The sequence below is a fragment of the Leifsonia sp. Ger2509 genome (assembly GCF_055231915.1).
This window is the reverse complement of the sequence record NZ_JBUYVB010000003.1, coordinates 673,835-690,192: the sequence shown is the minus strand read 5'-3', so window position 1 is coordinate 690,192 and position 16,358 is coordinate 673,835. Positions and strand designations below refer to the sequence as shown.

At 67.8% G+C, this 16,358-nt stretch carries 20 protein-coding genes; 12 read left to right on the top strand and 8 right to left on the bottom strand.

Annotation, left to right across the window (positions count from 1 at the left end; all coding sequences use genetic code 11):
• The first annotated feature begins 28 nt into the window (after positions 1-28).
• Positions 29-1,894, top strand: a complete 1,866-nt coding sequence (locus ACV7NN_RS03610; RefSeq protein WP_463348220.1) for a peroxidase family protein — start codon at positions 29-31, stop codon at positions 1,892-1,894.
• A 59-nt stretch (positions 1,895-1,953) separates the two neighbouring features.
• Here the strand turns inward: ACV7NN_RS03610 and ACV7NN_RS03605 are convergent, their stop codons facing one another.
• Positions 1,954-2,481 carry a DUF1269 domain-containing protein gene (locus tag ACV7NN_RS03605; protein WP_463348219.1) on the bottom strand — a complete coding sequence of 176 codons (528 nt, stop codon included), beginning with the start codon at positions 2,479-2,481 and terminating at the stop codon, positions 1,954-1,956.
• Between the two features lie 179 nt (positions 2,482-2,660).
• Between ACV7NN_RS03605 and ACV7NN_RS03600 the strand changes: the two genes are divergently transcribed.
• Both ACV7NN_RS03600 and ACV7NN_RS03595 read left to right on the top strand, forming a co-directional pair.
• Positions 2,661-3,068: a DUF7144 family membrane protein gene (locus ACV7NN_RS03600; RefSeq protein ID WP_463348218.1), complete on the top strand. Its 408-nt coding sequence runs from the start codon at positions 2,661-2,663 to the stop codon at positions 3,066-3,068.
• 30 nt (positions 3,069-3,098) lie between these two features.
• Positions 3,099-3,410, top strand: coding sequence for a thioredoxin family protein (locus ACV7NN_RS03595; RefSeq protein ID WP_463348217.1), 312 nt, complete (start codon positions 3,099-3,101; stop codon positions 3,408-3,410).
• Between the two features lie 283 nt (positions 3,411-3,693).
• Here the strand turns inward: ACV7NN_RS03595 and ACV7NN_RS03590 are convergent, their stop codons facing one another.
• Positions 3,694-4,428: a DUF4386 domain-containing protein gene (locus ACV7NN_RS03590; RefSeq protein WP_463348216.1), complete on the bottom strand. Its 735-nt coding sequence runs from the start codon at positions 4,426-4,428 to the stop codon at positions 3,694-3,696.
• 109 nt (positions 4,429-4,537) lie between these two features.
• Here ACV7NN_RS03590 and ACV7NN_RS03585 point away from each other — a divergent pair, with 109 nt between their 5' ends.
• On the top strand, positions 4,538-5,224 hold the full coding sequence (locus ACV7NN_RS03585; RefSeq protein ID WP_463348215.1) for a TetR/AcrR family transcriptional regulator C-terminal domain-containing protein: 687 nt from the start codon (positions 4,538-4,540) through the stop codon (positions 5,222-5,224).
• A gap of 3 nt (positions 5,225-5,227) precedes the next feature.
• Here the strand turns inward: ACV7NN_RS03585 and ACV7NN_RS03580 are convergent, their stop codons facing one another.
• Positions 5,228-5,494, bottom strand: coding sequence for a hypothetical protein (locus ACV7NN_RS03580; RefSeq protein WP_463348214.1), 267 nt, complete (start codon positions 5,492-5,494; stop codon positions 5,228-5,230).
• A gap of 124 nt (positions 5,495-5,618) precedes the next feature.
• Here ACV7NN_RS03580 and ACV7NN_RS03575 point away from each other — a divergent pair, with 124 nt between their 5' ends.
• From ACV7NN_RS03575 to ACV7NN_RS03550, 6 genes are all read left to right on the top strand, one after another.
• Complete coding sequence (locus ACV7NN_RS03575; RefSeq protein ID WP_463348213.1) at positions 5,619-6,530, top strand: alpha/beta fold hydrolase; 912 nt, start codon at positions 5,619-5,621, stop codon at positions 6,528-6,530.
• Positions 6,527-7,198, top strand: a complete 672-nt coding sequence (locus ACV7NN_RS03570) for an esterase/lipase family protein (protein ID WP_463348212.1) — start codon at positions 6,527-6,529, stop codon at positions 7,196-7,198. The genes ACV7NN_RS03575 and ACV7NN_RS03570 overlap by 4 nt, the downstream gene beginning before the upstream one ends.
• Before the next feature lie 44 nt (positions 7,199-7,242).
• Positions 7,243-7,617, top strand: a complete 375-nt coding sequence (gene trxA / locus ACV7NN_RS03565; protein WP_463348211.1) for a thioredoxin — start codon at positions 7,243-7,245, stop codon at positions 7,615-7,617.
• Positions 7,618-7,701: 84 nt separating this feature from the next.
• Entirely contained in the window at positions 7,702-7,941 is a 240-nt protein-coding gene (locus ACV7NN_RS03560; RefSeq protein ID WP_463348210.1) for a hypothetical protein, read from the top strand.
• Positions 7,942-7,955: 14 nt separating this feature from the next.
• Positions 7,956-8,852 carry an alpha/beta fold hydrolase gene (locus ACV7NN_RS03555; RefSeq protein ID WP_463348209.1) on the top strand — a complete coding sequence of 299 codons (897 nt, stop codon included), beginning with the start codon at positions 7,956-7,958 and terminating at the stop codon, positions 8,850-8,852.
• Between the two features lie 13 nt (positions 8,853-8,865).
• A complete protein-coding gene (locus ACV7NN_RS03550) occupies positions 8,866-9,864 on the top strand; it encodes a redoxin family protein (protein ID WP_463348208.1) in 999 nt (332 codons plus the stop codon).
• A 6-nt stretch (positions 9,865-9,870) separates the two neighbouring features.
• On the opposite strand, the gene cls is transcribed toward ACV7NN_RS03550, so the two are convergent.
• From cls to folE, 5 genes are all read right to left on the bottom strand, one after another.
• Positions 9,871-11,346, bottom strand: coding sequence for a cardiolipin synthase (gene cls, locus ACV7NN_RS03545; protein WP_463348207.1), 1,476 nt, complete (start codon positions 11,344-11,346; stop codon positions 9,871-9,873).
• Positions 11,346-11,519 carry a hypothetical protein gene (locus ACV7NN_RS03540; protein ID WP_463348206.1) on the bottom strand — a complete coding sequence of 58 codons (174 nt, stop codon included), beginning with the start codon at positions 11,517-11,519 and terminating at the stop codon, positions 11,346-11,348. The genes cls and ACV7NN_RS03540 overlap by 1 nt, the downstream gene beginning before the upstream one ends.
• A 61-nt stretch (positions 11,520-11,580) precedes the next feature.
• Positions 11,581-12,678, bottom strand: coding sequence for a transaldolase (gene tal, locus ACV7NN_RS03535; RefSeq protein WP_463348205.1), 1,098 nt, complete (start codon positions 12,676-12,678; stop codon positions 11,581-11,583).
• Complete coding sequence (locus ACV7NN_RS03530; protein ID WP_463348204.1) at positions 12,675-13,931, bottom strand: NAD(P)/FAD-dependent oxidoreductase; 1,257 nt, start codon at positions 13,929-13,931, stop codon at positions 12,675-12,677. The genes tal and ACV7NN_RS03530 overlap by 4 nt, the downstream gene beginning before the upstream one ends.
• A gap of 14 nt (positions 13,932-13,945) precedes the next feature.
• Positions 13,946-14,530 (bottom strand): GTP cyclohydrolase I, encoded by a 585-nt coding sequence (gene folE / locus ACV7NN_RS03525; RefSeq protein ID WP_463348203.1) that lies wholly within the window; start codon positions 14,528-14,530, stop codon positions 13,946-13,948.
• 95 nt (positions 14,531-14,625) lie between these two features.
• Here folE and ACV7NN_RS03520 point away from each other — a divergent pair, with 95 nt between their 5' ends.
• The gene (locus ACV7NN_RS03520; protein ID WP_463348202.1) at positions 14,626-15,294 is read left to right on the top strand and encodes a helix-turn-helix transcriptional regulator; all 669 of its coding nucleotides are present in this window, start codon (positions 14,626-14,628) and stop codon (positions 15,292-15,294) included.
• Positions 15,261-16,331 (top strand): NAD(P)H-dependent flavin oxidoreductase, encoded by a 1,071-nt coding sequence (locus ACV7NN_RS03515; protein WP_463348201.1) that lies wholly within the window; start codon positions 15,261-15,263, stop codon positions 16,329-16,331. The genes ACV7NN_RS03520 and ACV7NN_RS03515 overlap by 34 nt, the downstream gene beginning before the upstream one ends.
• Positions 16,332-16,358: the final 27 nt, after the last annotated feature.

The following is a 16,358-nucleotide window of genomic DNA, read 5'->3' as shown; positions in this document are numbered from 1 at the left end:
TTCTGGGGTGCACGCGAGGGGGTCGGCCGTGAACGACAAGCCTGAAGACGACAAGCCGGATCTGCACGGCGACGAGAGCACGTCGGACATCCCCGACGATCCGGGCCTGCTCCAGCGGGGCTACGACGGGGTGGCCGAGGCCATCGACCAGAAGCACCCCTGGTACACGCTTCCGAAGCTGATCGGGCTCGGGCAGTTGATCGGCATCCGCGACAGACTGCGCGAGGAGAACCTCTTCGACACGTCGCGGCTCCCGGCGGTGAACCCCGTCGTGCCGCCGCCGTACGACGAGAGCCTCCTCACCGAGCGATCGCCGGACGGCAGCTGGAACGACCTCGAGCATCCGGAGATGGGGATGGCCGGCACGCGCTTCGGGCGCAACGTTCCGCTCGAGGAGACGTGGCCGAACCGCGAACGGATGCTCGAACCGAACCCGCGCGAGGTGAGCCGCCGGCTCATGACCCGCACCGACCTCATCCCGGCGTCGGGCGGAAACGTGCTGATCGCCGCGTGGCTGCAGTTCATGATCCGCGACTGGTTCCGCCACGGCACGAGTCCGACCGACAACCCCTGGATCCTGCCGCTGACCGCCGACGACGACTGGCCGGCCCCGCCGCTCACAGTGATGCGCACGCCGCCCGACCCGACGTCACCGCCGGACTCGGCGGACCCGCCGACGTTCATCAACATCATGACCCACTGGTGGGACGGCTCGCAGGTCTACGGAAACACGCTCGAAGACCAGCAGTTCCTGCGCGAGCACGCGGGTGGCCGGCTGCGCCTCGTGGACGGGGCGCCACCCATCCCGGACGACCCGGCGAAGAACCCGACGCACGTCCCCGGCTTCTGGCTGGGCCTCGGGATGCTCCAGGTCCTGTTCATCAAGGAGCACAACGCCATCTGCGACATGCTCGCGAAAGCTCATCCCGAGTTCGACGACGAATCGCTGTTCCAGCACGCGCGGCTTGTCCTGTCCGGGCTGCTCGCCCGCATCCACACGGTCGAATGGACGCCGGCTGTCACCGCGCATCCGACCGCCGTCGAGGCGCTCCACGCGAACTGGTGGGGCCTCGAAGGGGAGGGGATCCACAAACTCCTCGGCCGCGTCAGCACGAGCGAGGTCATTGCGGGCATCCCAGGGGCCAAGACGGAAGACTTCGGGGTCCCATTCGCGCTCACCGAGGAATTCGTCGCGGTCTACCGGATGCATCCACTCATCCCCGACCATTTCGACTTCCGGGCGGTCGGGACGGATGCCGAAACCCTCGGCGCGGCCGAATTCGACACGCTCGCCGGCCCCGCTGGGCTGGAGGTGTTGAAGTCGAATCGTCTCGTCGACCTGCTCTACACCTTCGGCACCGAGAATCCCGGGCTGGTCACGCTGCACAACTTCCCGAAATACCTGCAGACGTTCACCCGTCCGGACACCGGTGCGCTGATGGACCTGGCGGCGACCGACATCCTGCGGTGCCGCGAGCTCGGTGTTCCCCGGTACACCGCCTTCCGCCGCCTGCTGCACCTGCCGGTCCCCACCTCGTTCGACGAGCTCTCGAGCAACAAGGAATGGGTCGCCGAGTTGAAGGAGGTCTATGGCGGCGATCTCGACTCCGTCGACCTCATACCGGGGATGCTCGCCGAAGACCGCCCCGAAGGGTTCGCCTTCAGCGACACGGCCTTCCGGATCTTCATCCTGATGGCGTCGCGACGACTGAACAGCGACCGCTTCTTCACGACCCACTTCACCGACGAGGTGTATACCCGCGAAGGCATGCAGTGGATCGAGGACAACACGATGGGTTCGGTGCTGGTCAGGCACTGTCCGGAACTCGAGCCGTACGTCGGTCACCTCGACAACGCCTTCGCGCTCTGGGCCCGGTCCGGCGCGCACGCCTAGACGGCGAAAGGCGGGCCCACGGTTCGTGGTCCCGCCTTCGTCCGCTGAGCAGTTCGGGTCTACTCGGCGGCGTCCTGAACCTCGTTGTCCAACTTCTCGTCGTCGACGGCGATCTCTTTCCTGGTGACCTTCGTCGCATTAGCCAGGAGCTTCTCGACCTCGTCGGCATCGGCCGGGTCGGCGACGACGACGATCCCGGCACTGCCGGCATCCAGGGTCTCGCTGATCGTCTTCAGGTCTTCCGCAGAGGACTTGTTGGAGATGTGCCCGGCCAGCGCTCCGATGGCGCCACCCGCGCCACCGCCGACCAGGAGCGCGCCACCCAGCGCGACGGCGGGGAACAGCGCGACGACGAGACCGCTCGCCAGGCCGATCGCGATGCCCTTCCGGCCGCCGTGGTGCTTCGCGCCGTCATCGCGCTTCGGAATCGAGACCTTCCCCTCGAGGTCCCGAACGACGACCGCAGCGTCGAACGCGGCGTGCTTTCCGCTGTCCTTGTAGTGCGCGTGTATCCGGTCGAAGTCCGCCACTGCTGCATCTTCGTTTTCGTACTGCGCAGCAAACGCTATATACGGCTTGTCAGCCATCCCATCACTCCCGTCTTCGAGCGGCGACCCCGTGTGGCCGACCGCGCTCCACCGCCGCATGCGGTGCGGCACCCACGAGAAGCTTCGGTCCCCGCATCCCCGCGAACATCACCCGGAGGGGGTGATCCAGGACGCCGCAGCGCACGAATAGCGTGTGAGGTGACAGGGGAGGTGGGGCCATGAGCGAGACACGGGCTACTGCATGGGTCGGCTGGGTGTGGTTCGCCGGCATCCTGCTCATCATCGGTGCGGCGTTCGACATCCTCTTCGGGTTCATGGCGCTCTTCGCGCCGGACCTGGCGTACTTCCGCGCCAGCCAGGGACTGCTCATCACCTACGACATCCAGTCGTGGGGATGGTGGACGCTGATCATCGGCGTGCTCGTCCTCCTGACCGGGGCGTTCTTGTTCCGCGGAGCGATGTGGGCGCGCCTGCTGGCCGTGATCGTGGTCGGCGTGAACGCGGTGATCAATCTGCTCGCTTTCCCGACGCAGCCGATCTGGTCACTGGTGCTGGTCACCATGAACCTGCTGGTCATCTACGCGATCGCGGTACACGGCGGGGAGCTGCGCGAGCGGCCTGAGTGAGGTTCGCGGCCCCGGGCGCAGAATGGGGTCATGAGACTCGAAGTGCTTCACATCGACGACTGCCCGAACTGGGTGGAGGCCGGCGAGCGGGTGAAAACCGCTCTCGCCCGTATTGGTGATGCGACCGCCACCGTCGACTTTCGGCGCGTGGGTTCGAAGGAAGAGGCCGCGGTGGTCCCGTTCGCGGGATCGCCGACGATCACGGTCGACGGCGAGGACCTGTTTCCGGGAACTGAACGGATCACGGAACTCGCGTGTCGCGTCTATGTGACGCCCGATGGACTGGCCGGGCTGCCCACGATCGACCAACTGCGGGAGGCGATTGTGCATCGTGAACGATGAGCTGGCGACCTGTTCGTGCTGTGGCCGCGATCTTCCGCGGAGCAAGGTCCATGCGCTCGAGGGCGGGACGGCGTACATCTGCCGGCGGTGTGGGTTGTGGGTCGCTGTGTGGTGGCGCGGGGACCGCCGCCGCCCATAGGGTGCCGAGAGTCTTCGGCGGGACGCGATTGGTCGCCAGAAGTTCGTACCGCGCGGCGATTGCGCGCCAAGGTTTTGGCGGGCAATCGGCAGGATGGGTGGCGCGGCTTGGCGAGTAGTCGGCAGGCGAGCGACCGCGCTGGGCTCAGGCCGCGGCCACCGGGGGGCGGGGTGCGGCCGCGGGGGCGAGCGCCGCATCCAGGATGGGCGCCGGGCGGAAGCCCTTCAGGATCAGGTAGACACCGAGCGAGGCCTCCCATGCGAACTCGAGGATCGTCGCGATCCCGGACCAGACCGAGACCTGGGTGTAAAGGCCGAACAGGACCGCGATGCCCGAGAGGAAGACGACCGGCCCACCGATGAGTCCGAGCCAGGTCATCGCGCGCGGGACCAGCCCTGACCGGTACATCAGGTAGCCGAGGATCAGGCCGTTGCCGAGGCCGGCGAGCAGCCCGGGGCCGATGAGGAAGGTCGCGCCGTGGAGCGCGACGAGCGCCTTGCCCGCGATGACGAGCGACGACGCATCCGCCCCACCATTCGCCGCGAACCCCTGCCGCAGTGCGACCACCGAGAGAAGGCTGATGACGCCGACGACGATCATCGTCGACTCGACGATCCGGCAGGCGACATAGCCGAGTGAAAGCGCTTCGCTCTGTCGCTTGATGATGGGGAAGAGCACGACTGCGGTGCCGATGTTGGCGGCTGCGACGACGAGTTCCATGAATGCGGCGAGGGCGATCTGGGTGTCGGCGCCCGCGCCGGTGACATAGTTCGCGTCGCCGAGCAGCGGGCCGTAGAGGAGCGCGCCGGGGATCGAGAAGACGATGGTGATGATGAACAGGATGCCCGCGATGAGCGCTGTCCGTCGGTTGGAGGTCATGGGGTGTCCTTTGAGGAGTGGAGAGGTGTACAACGTACACCGATGCGATTCACGATAGGTGTACCGCGTACACTTGTCAAGAGCCGACGCACGATCCAAGGAGTTGCGGATGACCCAGCAGCAGGAGACGCCCCGCCGCACGCGGTTGAGCCGGGACCTCGTCCTGAGCCGCGCGGTCGCCCTCGCGGACAGGAACGGGTTCGAGGGCCTCACCATGCGCACGCTCGCGCAGGAGTTCGGCGTGGTCCCGATGGCCCTCTACAAACACGTGGAGAACAAGGAGGACCTGCTCGACGGTATGGTCGACATCGTCTTCAGCGAGGTGGACTTCCCGTCCGGCCCCGACTGGAAGACGGCGATGCGGGAGCGGTCGATCTCGATGCGGCAGGCGCTCGTCCGTCATCGGTGGGCGGTCGGTTTCATGGAGTCCCGGATGCGCCCGGGGCCCGCGAACCTGCGCCACCACAACGCCGTCATGGCCTGCCTCCGGCAGGCGGGTTTCTCGTTCGGCACGACGGTGCACGCCTACTCGACCCTCGACAGTTACACCTACGGGTTCCTGCTCCAGGAGAAGACGCTGCCGTTCGACAACGCCGAAGAGTCGGGCGAGGTCGCTGCGCAGAAGCTGAGCATGCAGCCCGCGGAGATGGCCGCGCAGTTCCCCTACCTGCTCGAGGTCGTGATGGAACTCGGGATGGCCGGGTACGACTACGACGTCGAGTTCGTCGTCGGCCTGGACCTCATCCTCGACGGAATCGAGAAGCTGCGGCCCGAATGGGCCACCGCGTCGTCCTGATGCTCAGAGCGACTCGTGGTCCTTGTCGGTTTCGACCGGATCGCTGTCGGGGGCGTCGAAGTGGTACGCCACGTATTTCTCGCCGTTGACGAGCCGCTCGTCGCCCTTCACGTACCAGAAGAGCGACTCCAGGCCCTCGATCGCCGCGACGGAACCGATCCGCTCGTCGACACGACCGTTGATCAGGAGCCGCCTGTCGGTGGTTCCGGCCAGAGGCCCGTCGACGTATTCGACGATGTACTCGGTTGCGGTGCGTACTGGATCGGTCATTCCTACACGGTAGTGCCCCGGGCCGCGAGGGCAAGAGCCATCCCGAGCAGATTTTCTGCCCGAAGCGGTCCGGCAGGGTGGAGACTGAGCGTGTCGGGTCTTGGATCGTGCCAGGGGGTCAGTGATGGCAACGGAGTCACCAGCATCCAGTGCACCGCGGCATCAGCCGCCGCGGCTTCCCAAGAAGCCGGCGTCGAGCCTCGCGGAACGCTGGACCACGGTGGACGGGCTGGATCTCTTCTTCCGCGAGTCGCAGACGCCCCCCGACGCTCCGGTGATGATGCACCTGCACGGTTTCGGGCTCTCGGGCCGCTACCTTCTGCCGACGGCGGAGGAGCTCCAGAATGATTTCCACACGTTCGTGCCCGACCTACCGGGGTTCGGCCGGAGCGTGAAGCCGGCGAAACCTCTGGACGTGCCGGGCCTGGCCAGGGCGGCGGTGAGATTCCTCGACGACCGCGGCGTGGAGAGGGCGACGCTGGTCGGGAACTCGATGGGATGCCCGGTCATTCTCGAGTTCGCCCACGACTTCCCCGACCGTATCGACCGTGCAGTCCTGGTGTCGCCGGCGGGTGGGATGCACAACCAGCCCCTCACGCGCGCCATGACGCAACTCGCCCGTGACGGCGGCCGCGAGCCGAGTGCGCTCATGCGCGTCGCGACTCCGGACTACCTGCGCTTCGGCGTGTCCAGCACGGCCCGGATGTTCCGTGCCCTCATGCACTATCCGTCACTGGAACGGCTCCTCGACCTGAAGATCAAGACCCTCGTCGTTCTCGGGGACCGCGATCCGCTCATGCCGAGTCCTGAGCGTGTCAAGGAGATCGCGAGCCACATCGAGAACCAGCTGGTGCTGGTAGTGATCGAGGGGGCCGCCCACGCGATCAACTTCAGCCACCCCGGCGAGCTGGCCAACGTCATCCGCCAGTTCATGGCCGACGAGCCGATCGTCGACGACCCGGATTCGCCCGGGCACGCCCGCGCCTACGAACTGTTGCGGGGACGCCTGCGCCCGCCCGAGGAAGGCACTGCATGACGGGGCTGCTGCGCAACCTGGGCTGGTGGGCTGAGGACTATGCGTATGCGGCGACCTGGCAGGGGCGGGCAGCGGTGGACCGCACGGACCCGCGGACCCTCGGTTCGGGCGCGCTGCGCCCGGTCCTGATGATCCCGGGCGTGTACGAGCCGTGGCAGTTCCTGAGGCCGCTCATCGATGCGCTGCACGGCGCAGGGCATCCCGTTCACGTGCTGCCGGAGCTCGGGACGAACCTCACGGTGCTCAGCGAGGCCGCGACGACGGTGGAGGGCGTGATCGCGGAGCGCGATCTGCAGGATGTGGTCATCGTCGCCCACAGCAAAGGCGGCCTGATCGGCAAGCTCGTGATGGTGGGGGAGGGAAGCCTTCCGCGGGTGGTGCGAATGGTGGCCATCTGCACCCCGTTCGCCGGATCACGATACGCGCAGTTCATGCCGATCCGCGCCCTGCGCGATTTCTCACCCACCGACCCGGCGGGCTTGTCACTGCGCGCCGACGAGTCTGTGAACAGCAGGATCGTGTCGGTCTACGGACCGTTCGATCCGCACATCCCCGAGGGGAGCGCACTGCCGGGAGCCACGAACCGGGTGGTCGGCAAGGGCGGCCACTTCCAGCTGCTCTCGGACCCGGAGGTGCGCACGATCGTGCTCGAGGAAGCTGCGCGCTGACTGGGCGTCAGGAATAGCGGCGTACGGGGAGCGTTTCACTTCATATGGCCACTACAGCGATCACCACCCAGAACCACGACCAGACCGTCAGTGAGGGCATCGTCCTCCTCGACTTCTGGGCAGACTGGTGCGGTCCGTGTCACATGTTCGCGCCCGTCTTCGAGAAGGCGTCGGAGAACCACACGGACATCACGTTCGGCAAGATCGACACCGAGGCCGAGCAGGAGCTGGCAGGCTCGTACGGCATCCGCTCGATCCCGACGCTCGTCGCCTATCGCGACGGCATCCCGCTGTTCTCGCAGGCCGGGGCTCTTCCGGCTGAGGCGGTCGAGGACCTGATCACGCAGCTGCGCGCACTGGACATGACCGAGATCCGCGCCGAGTACGAGAAGCAGCTCGCAGAGCGCGGCGACAACTGAACGAACCGGCGGCCGAGGGAACGCCGGCTGAACGAAGGGCGGCAAACCATTCCGTCGTGGCGCCGCGCGTACTAGCGTCGAGGCATGAGCCAGTCGCGCACGTACACGGCGCTCCTCAAACGACGGCCCGGATCGGACGACGGTGAGACCGTCGACGGGGTCGAGTTCGCGCCCAACGGTCTTCCGCAGCGCACGTACGGACAGACGACCGTGCTCGCGACCGGCTTCCTTCTCGACGAGAAGTTCGAGCTGGAAGGCCCGGAGGAGGCAGGCCAGGCACTGTACTCGTACCGCCTGATCGACTCGGAAGAGTACGAGACGTAGGGAGCGGCCGCCGCATGACTTTCGGACCGCTGAAGCAGATCGATGCCGGTGTGCTGGACGTCGGGTATGCCGAGTCGGGCCCGGCGGATGGGCGGCCCGTCCTTCTCCTGCACGGCTGGCCCTACGACATCCACAGTTTCGAGGACGTCTCGACCATGCTCGCGGAGACAGGCTTCCGAGTGATCGTCCCGTATCTGCGCGGGTTCGGATCGACGCGTTTCCTGTCCGCCGACACACCGCGGAACGGCCAGCAGTCCGTCGTCGCGGTGGATGCGCTGGCGCTGATGGATGCGCTCCGGCTCGACCGCGTCGTCGTGGCCGGGTTCGACTGGGGCGCGCGCACCGCCGACATCGTGGCGGCACTCTGGCCGGAACGCTGCGCAGGACTCGTGTCGGTCAGTGGCTACTTGATCGGCAACCAGGCTGCGGGACGCACGCCCCTTCCGCCCGCCGCCGAACTGCAGTGGTGGTACCAGTACTACTTCGCGACGGAGCGCGGCAGGGCGGGCTACGACGCCAACCGGCGTGAGTTCGCGAGACTCATCTGGCGTACGGCCTCACCGCGGTGGGATTTCGACGAGGCCACATTCGAGCGCAGTGCCGCGTCGTTCGACAACCCCGATCACGTCGACATCGTCATCCACAACTATCGTTGGCGCCTCGGCATCGCAGACGGTGAGACACGGTTCGACGACCTCGAGCAGCGGCTGGCCGCCGCGCCGTCGATCGCGGTGCCGACGATCACCCTCGAGGGCGACGCGAACGGCGCACCCCACCCCGACCCGAGCGCCTACGCGGCGAAGTTCTCAGGCGCATACGAACACCGCACGATCGATGGCGGCATCGGTCACAACCTCCCGCAGGAGGCGCCGGAGGCGTTCGCCGCAGCCATCGTGGATGTCGCCGGCTGACGAAGGAGCTCTCATGACCGACCAGCGGGATCGTGCCGCCCACCTGCCGTTCGAAGGTCGTCTTGCGTCGTTCGACGGCGCGGTCGCCTGGCTCAACTCGCCGCCGCTCACGCCGGAAGAGCTGCGCGGCAGGGTCGTGCTGGTCGACTTCTGGACCTACACCTGCATCAACTGGCTCCGCACACTCGGCTACGTGCGCGCGTGGGCTGACAGGTATCGCGCGAGTGGACTCGTCGTGGTCGGCGTTCACACACCCGAGTTCCCGTTCGAAGGCGACCTCGACAACGTGCGCTGGGCTGCAGAAGAGATGCGCGTCGACTATCCCATCGCCGTCGACACGGACTACAGCGTCTGGAACGCGTTCGGCAACCATTACTGGCCGGCGATCTATCTCGCGGACGACCAGGGTCGCATCCGCTACCACCACTTCGGCGAAGGCGAGTACGAGGAGTGCGAGCGGGCCATCCAGCACCTGTTGCAGGAGGCGGGGGCCGGGGATCTCGGCGACGAGCTGGTCAGCGTGCCCGACGACGGTGTGGAAGCGCAGGCCGACTGGGCGCACCTCGGGTCGCCGGAGACCTACGTCGGCTACGAGCAGGGGCGCAATTTCGTCACGGAGGGCGAGGCAGGCTTCGGCCGGCCCCACACCTACGGGGCGCCCGGCCCGCTGGAACTCAACCAGTGGTCGCTGACGGGGGACTGGACGATCGAGAGCGGCGCGAGTCTTGCGGACCGCGCAGGCGGCTCGATCGTGTTCCGGTTCCACGCGCGCGACGTCAATCTGGTGCTCGCACCGTCGTCATCCGGCGCTCCCGTGCGGTTCCGCGTGACCGTCGACGGCCGTGAACCGGGTGCCGGCCACGGCATCGACGTCGATGAGCACGGCGACGGCACGATCGTCGAGCCACGGATGTACCAGCTGCTCCGCCTGCCAGGGCCGACGACGGACCGCACGTTCGAGATCACGGTCCTCGATCCGGGCGCGCGCGCCTACGTGTTCACGTTCGGGTGAGCATCCCTACTGCAGCGCGGAGGTGAGGCGGGCGACCCCGTCCAGGAAGGTCGCCGACGCGGGCTCCTTCTCCCACTCCTCCAGTGTGAGCCGGCGGCCGGCGTCGCGGTACCCCTGCTCGACGGCGCGCATCTGGGCGACGAACGACTCGCCGCGCACGAGCAGAGTCACCTCGGAGTTGAGGGCGAACGAGCGGATGTCCATGTTGCTCGATCCGATCACGGCCACTTCGTCGTCGATCGACAGGTGCTTCGAGTGCAGGATGTACGGGGCCGGGTACAGCCAGATCTGCACGCCCGCCTGCAACAACGGCTTGTAGTACGAGCGTTGCGCGTGCCAGACCGAACCCTGGTCGCCGATCTCCGAGACGAACAGCTGTACGTCCAGCCCGCGCTCGCACGCGGACGTGATCGCGTACATCATCGCCTCGTCCGGAACGAAGTACGGGCTGGTGATGATGACCTTCTTCTGCGCCGACGTGACCAGCGTGAGGAACTGCCGGAGGTTGTTCTCGCCGTCGTAGCCGGGGCCGCTCGGCACCACCTGGCAGACCAGTGCATCCGGTGACGGATCCGCGGGCACTGCGGTGGCCCGCATGTTCGCCTCGTCGCCGAGGAGCTCACCGGTCTCGAGGTACCAGTCGGAGAGGAACACCGCGTTGGTCGCCGCGACGATCGGACCGGTGATCCGTGTCATGAGCTCCTGCCACTGCAGACCCCGCTTGATGTTCTTGGGGGAGTTGTAGCTGCGGTCGATGAGGTTCTGCGAGCCCATGTAGCCGACGCGCCCGTCGACGACGAGGAGTTTGCGGTGGTTCCGGAGGTCGGGCCGCTGGTACTCGCCTTTGAACGGGCGGACCGGCAGCATGTAGCTCCATTTCACGCCGATCCGGTCGAGCTCGGCGAACGTCTCGTCGTGAGCGGCGACGCGGCGGGAGGCCACGTAGTCGGCGAGCAGGCGGACCTGCACTCCGCGCTGCACGGCGCGCTCCATCGCGGCGAAGAACCCTTTCGTCGTCGCGTCGAACGAGACGATGTAGAACTCCGCGTTCACGAACTGCGTGGCGGTGTCGATCTCCGCGGCCATCGCGTCGATCGAGGTCGTGTAGTCGCCGAGAAGGGTCGCGCTGTTGCCGCCGGCCGCGGGCAGGGCGCCCAGGCTGTGGTTCTGGTGCACGAGGCCTGCGAACCAGCCGGGCCAGGCGGAGCGATCGCCGGTCAGGTCGATGTCGGCCGACCGCTCGGCGATCATCCTGTTCAGGTCGGCCTGCTTCTCACGCCGCTTCTTCGGCAGCTTCACGTTGCCGATGAGCAGGAACAGGATGATGCCGATGAACGGGATCAGGAAGATGGCCAGAAGCCAGGCCATCGCGGCCGTCGGTTTGCGGTCCCTCGGCACGATGATCAACGCGGCGATGCGGATCGCCAGGTCGATGAGGATCAGGATGCCGCCGATCAGGGGCGGTAGCTGATCGTTCACCATCAGTAGTCTTCTCGACCCTCTGCGTCGACGTCGAGCTTCTTCTCATCTGCGCCCCAGGCGCTGAGAGCCAGTTCGAGCTGGCGTCGCAGCCAGTCGGGCGGCAGTGCCTCCTGCGAGTCGAGTGCGGCGAGCTGTCGAGCCCGTTGGTCCGAGGTTCCGGTGAGATCGTCCATGAGCGTTCCCTTCCGGGACTGAGTCTGCCGTTTCATGGCGGCGCGCACAATCATGCGTCGATTATGGGGCGTCGAGGCCGGCGCGCACGGTGTCGACGAGGCGCTCCCACGACTCCGAGAACGTCGCGATGCCGGCCGTCTCGAGGGTTGCGGCGACATCCGTCAGTGCGATCCCTTGCGCAGCGAGTCCGTCGACTACGTTCCTCGCGTCGTCGTAGTTGCCGGTGATCGTGTCGGGCGAGATCGTGCCGTGCTCCCACACCGCCTCCAACGTCTTCTCCGGCATGGTGTTGACGGTCTGCGGGGCGATCAGTTCTTCGACGTAGACCGTGTCGCGCATCCGCGGGTTCTTCACGCCGGTCGACGCCCAGAGCGGCCGCTGCCGGTTGGCGCCGTCCCGTTCGAGCGCCAGCCAGCGCGGACGGCGGACGGACTGCTCGAAGGCCTCGTAGGCGAGCCGGGCGTTCGCGACGGCAGCGCGCCCGGAGAGCGGCGAATCCGAGGCGCCCGCCGATTCGAGTCTGCGCTCGACCTCGACATCCACCCGGGAGACGAAGAACGAAGCGACCGACTGGATGGAACGGAGGTCGATCCCCGCATCTCGTGCGCGCACAAGCCCGGTCAGGTAGGCATCGATCACCTGGGCGTAGCGCTCGAGACCGAAGATGAGCGTCACGTTCACGCTGATCCCGGCCGCTGTCGCGTCGGCGATCGCGGTGACACCCGCATCCGTCGCCGGGATCTTGACGAAGACGTTCGCACGGTCGACCGCCGACCGGAGGCTGTGCGCCTCGGCGAGGGTGGCCGCTGCGTCGTGTGCGACTGCCGGGCTCACCTCGATCGAGACCCGGCCGTCGAGGCCTCCGGTGGCGTCGAACGTCGGAAGGAGGACGTCGCAGGCGGACTGCACATCGTGGGTCATCAGCGCGACGGCGGCATCGGCCGCATCGGCGCCCGATCGACGCAACTCGGCGAGCTGGTCCGCGTAGGCCCCGCCCTCGGCGAAGGCGTTTGCGAAGATGGTCGGGTTGGTCGTGATGCCGACCACGTCGCGCTCGGCGATCAGCCCGGCGAGTCCGCCCGAGAGGATCCGCCGGCGTGACAGGTCGTCCAGCCAGATGCTCACCCCGGCACGTCGCAGGTCGGCGGTCGCACTCATGAGCCGATGCCCTCGCTCACTGCCGTGACCTGGTCGAGCGGTACGTCCGGATCCTGCAGGGCGCCCAGGTCGACGGCGGCCTCCGACCGGATGAGCTCCCGGATGGCCTCGTTCACGTCCCAGGTGTTCACGTTCATGCCGGCGACCACCCGCGACCCGGTCATCCAGAATGCGATGAAAGCGCCGGATTCCCGATCACCGCGGTAGACGACGGTGGCATCCTTCGTCAGCGGCGCGAAACCCGAGTACTCCATCCCGAGGTCGAACTGGTCGGTGTAGAAGTAAGGGATGGCGTCGTGCACGGCGGGCTGGCCGAGCATCGCACGCGCTGCGACCGCACCACCGGTGAGCGCGTTCGCCCAGTGCTCGCTGCGCAGCCGCAGCCCGATCTGTGGGTGGTACGCGTTCGCGATGTCGCCCGCGGCGAAGATCCGGCCGTCGCTGGAACGCAGCGATGCATCGACGTCCACTCCGTTGCCCGTGCGGAGGCCGGCGTCGGCGGCCAAGCCGATCTGGGGGATCGCGCCCACCCCGACGAGGATCAGATCGGCGGGTACGATCTCGCCGTCACCCAGCCGGACGCCCGTCGCGATACCGCCGCTGGTCTCGATGGCCTCCACGACCATCCGGGTGCGGATGCGCACCCCTTTCGCTTCGTGCAGGCCGGCGAAGTAGGTGCCGAGCTCGTCGCCGAGCGCGATGGCGAGGGGGATGGGGTCGCGTTCGAGGATCGTCACCTCGTTGCCCAGTGTGCGGGCGGTCGCCGCCACTTCCATCCCGATCCAGCCCGACCCGATGAGGACGAGCGTGCGGCCCCCGCCGGCGATGGCCTCGCGCAGGCGGATGCTGTCGTCGACGGTGCGCAGGTAGTGGACGTTGGCCGCATCCGACCCGGGGATGGTCAGGATGCGCGGCTGCGATCCCGTCGCCAGCAGGAGACGGTCGTACCGCATCTGGACGCCCTCCTCATCCGTTACGGTCGCCGTCTGCGGATCGAGGCGGACGATGCGGGTGCCCAGCCGCAGCTCGACGTCGTTGTCGCTGTACCAGCCGACATCGAGCACGTCGATGGAGGCGCGGTCGTCGGTGCCCGCGAGGAACCCCTTGGACAGTGGTGGGCGGATGTACGGGATGTGCTCCTCGGCCCCGATGAGCACCACGCCTCCGTCGTAGCCTTCTTCCCGCAGCGTCTGGGCGGCGGTCGCGCCGGCGAGCGCGGCGCCGACGATGACGATGGGTTCTGCGGCAGTCATGGCTTTCTCTCGTTCTACTCGTGCCTCGGAAGCGAGGTCATGAAGCGTTCCCTGCCGTGCGCGGCGAGGGCACCGGTGAAATGCGAGGTGCGCGTCCGTGCGGTCGGCGCCAGCGCGCCCCGGATGGACATGCAGAGGTGCTCGGCTTCGAGCACGACGCCGACCCCGTTGGGCGACAGCTGCGTCTCCAGGTAGTCGGCGATCTCGACGGTCAACCGCTCCTGCAACTGGAGGCCGCGCGAGAAGTGCTCGACCACCCTCGCCAGCTTGGAGAGCCCCAGGAGCCGGGAGCCGGGAAGGTACCCGACATGGGCGACGCCGCGGAACGGCAGGAGGTGGTGCGCGCAGAGCGAGGTGAAGGGGATGTCGTGCACGAGCACCAGGTCGTCGTAGCCCTCCTCGTTCGGGAAGGTGGTCATGGTGAGCGGTTCGCGGTGCAGGAGCTCCCGGTACGACGCGGCGACCCGGCGCGGGGTGTCGGCGAGGTTGGGGTCGTCGAGATCCTGCCCGAGGGCGAGGAGCAGTTCCGCCACCGCGTTCTCGGCGCGCCGACCGGGCAGGGCCGCGATCCGGTCGGTCGTCTCCTGGAGCAGCGACATCGCCGCCTCCTTCTCGTAGCATCGGCTGTGTGCTGAGCGTAAGTTCGTCTCGTTTCTTTTGTCAAGATTTACTTTTTTAGAGATAGGATGGCCGCATGAGCCAGCCCCCAGAAGCGGACACGGCGACGCGCGCCCTCGCGGCGCTCGCCGACCCCACGCGGCGCGCACTGTACGACGTGCTGCGGCGAAGCGACCACGCTCTCGGACGCGACGAGCTCGCCGATCAGACCGGACTCGCACGTGCGACGGCGGCATTCCACCTCGACCGGCTCGTCGCCGTCGGCGCTCTCGAGGTCGAGTTCGAGCGACGCTCCGGCCGAACCGGGCCGGGCGCCGGCCGGCCGGCCAAGCTCTACTCGCTCGCTCGTGACGAACTGACCGCATCCGTTCCGGCCCGGCAGTACGAGCTCGCCGGAGACCTGCTCGCTGCGGCCGTCGAGTACTCCGACGAGGAAGGCGTGCCGGTGCGGGATGCCCTGGTCACGACCGCTGAGCAGCGCGGGCACCTGCTCGGCTCTGACGGCATCCCGCTCGTCGAGACCCTCGCGGGCGTCGGCTATTCGCCCGTCGACTGCGATGAGGGTGGATTCCGGTTGACGAACTGCCCATTCCACCACCTCGCCGCCCGTCACAGCGACCTCATCTGCACGGCGAACACCGCCTTCGTCCGCGGACTCGCCGACGAGTCGGGCGAATCACGCGACGTCTGGCTCGAACCGACGGCGGGGGAATGCTGCGTGCGCATCGGGGAGCTGCGTTCGTGAGCGGCGGCTTGACGACCCTGCTCGGGGTCGATGTCCCCATCGTTCTCGGGCCGTTCGGTGGCCTGTCGTCGGTCGAGCTGACCGCAGAGGTGAGCGAGCTCGGAGGCCTGGGCTCGTACGGCCTCTACGGCTACGACGCGGGCCGGATCGGCGAGACGATCACGGCGATCCGGGCGAAGACCTCGCGGCCGTTCTCGGTCAACCTCTGGCTCCCGGGTGACGAAGCGTCGGTCGACGACGAGGAGTTCGCCCGGTACGCTGAGGCGCTCCGCCCGTTCTTCGACGAGCTGGAGATCCCCGTCCCTCCGCGACCGACACAGTTCCTGCCCGCGTTCGACGAGCAGCTCGACGCGACCCTCGCGGCCGGACCTGCCGTGATCAGCTTCGTCTTCGGCGTCCCGTCGGATGCTGTCGTCGAGCGCGCTCACGCGCAGGGCGCCATCGTGCTCGGCACTGCCACGACGGTCGCCGAAGCGGTGGCGCTGGAGCGCGGCGGGATGGACGTGATCGTCGCGACGGGGATGGAGGCGGCCGGTCACCGGGTCTCGTTCCTCCGTGCGCCCGAGGACTCCATCGTCGGCACGTTCGCCCTCATCCCGCAGGTCGTGGACGCTGTGAGTGTTCCCGTGGTCGCGGCGGGCGGAATAGCCGACCGGCGCGGTGTGCGTGCGGCATTCGCCCTCGGTGCCGCGGGCGTTCAGGTCGGCACGGCCTTTCTCGCGACCCGGCAGTCGGCGGCGAACGACGCGCATCGTCGCGCGATCGCGGATGCGGCCGCCGATGTCTCCGTGCTGACCAGGGCGATGAGCGGGCGGTTGGCGCGAGGGCTGCCGAACCGGGCGATCCGCACGATCGAGGAGAGCGGCGTGGTCGCGCCGTTCCCGGTGCAGAACTGGCTCACCGGACAGTTCCGTGCCGAAGCCGGACGGCGGGGGATGGGCGACCTCCAGTCGCTCTGGCTGGGCCAGGCGGCCTCGCTCTCGCGGTTCGCCGAGGCGCGAGAGGTTCTCGGTGAACTCGCAGCGGGGATCCCTTAACAAACACCTATCACAGTGCAACAATTG